This window comes from Mycobacterium arosiense ATCC BAA-1401 = DSM 45069 (assembly GCF_002086125.1).
Lineage (GTDB): Bacteria > Actinomycetota > Actinomycetes > Mycobacteriales > Mycobacteriaceae > Mycobacterium > Mycobacterium arosiense.
Genome location: NZ_MVHG01000175.1, coordinates 1 through 2,645, shown reverse-complemented (window position 1 = coordinate 2,645; position 2,645 = coordinate 1). Strand labels below are relative to the sequence as shown.

General features: G+C 70.9%; 3 protein-coding genes. 1 reads left to right on the top strand and 2 read right to left on the bottom strand.

Going from position 1 to position 2,645, the window contains the following annotated elements; all coding sequences use genetic code 11:
* Both BST14_RS27840 and BST14_RS27835 read right to left on the bottom strand, forming a co-directional pair.
* On the bottom strand, window positions 1-1,042 hold a 1,042-nt coding region (locus tag BST14_RS27840), incomplete at its 3' end, for a DUF7159 family protein (protein WP_438502216.1).
* Window positions 1,043-1,205: 163 nt separating this feature from the next.
* Window positions 1,206-2,315, bottom strand: coding sequence for a DUF7159 family protein (locus BST14_RS27835; protein ID WP_083067464.1), 1,110 nt, complete (start codon window positions 2,313-2,315; stop codon window positions 1,206-1,208).
* Window positions 2,316-2,411: 96 nt separating this feature from the next.
* On the opposite strand from BST14_RS27835, the gene BST14_RS30220 reads away from it, so the two are divergent.
* Window positions 2,412-2,645 (top strand): dermokine domain-containing protein (locus tag BST14_RS30220; protein WP_438502215.1); only part of this gene is annotated, 234 nt, incomplete at its 3' end.

The following is a 2,645-nucleotide window of genomic DNA, read 5'->3' as shown; positions in this document are numbered from 1 at the left end:
GCCGGGTGGGGGCGACCACGACGTTCTGGTTCGGGCTGGGCCGCACGTTGGCCGTGGGCCGGATGGCGATCGCCAGCGACACGACCAGCGCCACAACGCCGATGACGAAGATGCCCGCCACCACGCTTCCCACCAGCCGGAATGAGCTGCGCTCGTGGTAGTCGGCGTCGACCAGGGCCGTCGCGGCGGTCTGCGAGCCGGTGAAGAACTCGTCCGGGTCGTCGGGCACGGCGCTGTACGCGAGCCCGTCCGCACCGGCCTCACCCGGGTTTTCGAAGTAGCCCGGCGCCACGGCCAACGGGTCGATCGCGCCGGTGCCGGGGTCCTGCGCGTAGGCCAGGGCCGCGGTGGACGACGAGAACAGCGGGGCGTGCGCCGACGCCAGCGCAGCGCCGCGGGCCAAAGCCGTGTCCGGCTCCTCGGGCGCCGTCAGCGGCAGGGTGGTCGCCGCTTCCAGAGCGGGCTTGATCAGCGGGATGTCGATGCCGGAGCCGACGACGAACACGGCGTCCGGGCGCGTCTCCAAGTTCTCCGCGCTGGACACCATCGCGGCCAGCTGGGCGACGGCCGCCTCGTCGTCGGCCGGCAGGGCCTGTCGCTGGACGTCGGCGATGGATCCGTCGGCGCTGTCGACGACCGCCAGCGTCGCAGTGTCGGGCTCGATGTAGAGCAGCGCCGTCTGCGCGTAGTTGGTCCGGTGACCGACCGCCTGGGCCAGCGCGGCCGCGGCCAAAAAGGCCGAGACGAGCATCACATTTTCGACCTTGTAAGCGGCCAGCTTGTCGCGCAGGGCGGCGGCCTCGAGCGGGTCGGTGAACGTGACTCCGGTCGACGCCAGTTGATAGCCGCCCTCTGCGGCGCCCTGACGGGTCCCCAAGATGGCCGAGACTACCTGGTCCGAGGCGGTTACCGTTGCTGCATCGGCAGCGGCGGCGACATCGAAATTTTCCTCATCGACGGTCGCGCCGTCGCCGTTTTCCCCCTCGACCAGCACCATCCGGACTGCCGTCGGGGCCATCGACACACCAAGTACGGTGTCCAAAGCTCCTCCAATAGTCGGTTGCTAGCCGGTAACGATGAGGCGGGCTCGTCGCACGAACTGGTGGCGCGAAGATCGCTTAAATCCCCACCGTTATTCCCCTAGTCACCCAATTTTACGCTTGTTCGCAGCCCGGGCGGTGACCCGGGACCGAGCCCCGACCGGGCTACAGGGCGGGAACTCCGGTGCCCAGGTGGCGGTGCAGCCAGTCGTCCAGGTTGTGGTGGTCGCCGGAATGCGGGGAGGGCTGCGGCGGCGACTCGGAGGCCGGGGGCGGTATCGCCGGGGCGGCCGGCGGCGGGGGCGGAGCCGGTGGACCGGCGTTCGGATTCTGCGGCGCGACGACGTTCGTGCTGTCGTCGGGCCGCTGGTCGGCGGGCGGCCGGTTCCCGAAGATCAGTGCCAGCGTCAACGCCACGATGCCGCCGACGAACACCGTCGCGACGGCGGCGATCGTCAGGATCGACGTGCGGCTGCGGCGCTGCTGCGACGGGGCGCCGGCGAGCCGGTCGGCGTCGGAGGCCGGATCCTCTTCGGCGCTGTAGGCGAGCTCGGCCGCCGCGGTCGGGGTGGCGGTCATCGCGACCGTCCGCGGCGCTCCCAGCTTCGCGTTCGCGGCGGCCAGTGAGGCGCCGCGCGCCAGGGCCATCTCGGGTTCCTCGGGCGTCGTCACCGAAAGGGCGGTCGCCGCCTCGAGCGTCGGCTTGATCGAGGGAATGTCGACCTCCGAGCCGACCAGGAACAGCCCGTCGGGCCGCGCGCTCATCGACTCCGCGCCCGAGACCATCGCGGTCAGCTTCGCCAGCGCGGCGTCGTCGTTGCCGGGCAGCGGGTGCCGATGCACGTCGGTGACCGTCCCGCGGGAGGTGTCGACGACAGCCAGGGTCGCGCTGCCCGGTTCGACGAGCAGCAACGCCGTGCGGGCCCAGTTGGTCGCGCTGCCCATGGCCTGCGCCAGCGCCGCGGCGGCCATGACCGCCGAGACCAGCATGACGTTCTCAATCTTGCGCGCCGTCAACGCATCTCGCAGGGCCGCCGCCTTGACCGGGTCGGTCCAGCTCACTCCGCTGGACCTCAGCCGATACCCGTCTTGGGCCGCGCTGTCCCGGGTTTCAAGAATGGCCGCGACGACGTGATCGGCTGCGGCGCGGGGTGTTTCGTGGCCGGCGACATCGAAACCTTCCTGGTCGACGGTCACCCCGCTGGCGGCCTCGCCTTCTACGAGCACCATGCGGACTGTCTCAGGTGCCATAGACACGCCAAGTACGACGTCCATCGCTCCTCCACATCGTCCGAAATTCGTTGCCCTGCCCCGATCCGCCACCCTAGCGCGCCGGATCAGGGCCGCCCGGGAACCGCAAAGGCGCTATCGGTGGCCAAATCCGTGACCGCCGCCAAAGCCATGGCCCCCGCCGAACGGCCCATGACCACCGCCGAACGGCCCATGACCACCGCCGAACGGCCCATGACCACCGCCGAACGGCCCATGACCACCGCCGAACGGCCCATGACCACCGCCGAACGGCCCATGACCGCCGAAGGGCCCATGACCGCCGAAGGGCCCATGACCGCCGCCAAAGGGCCCATGACCACCGCCGAACGGCCC

What these genes read in the sequence shown, in the direction of transcription:
- BST14_RS27835 (WP_083067464.1), bottom strand. Translation starts at nt 2,315, where the DNA reads ATGGACGTCGTACTTGGCGTGTCTATGGCACCTGAGACAGTCCGCATG.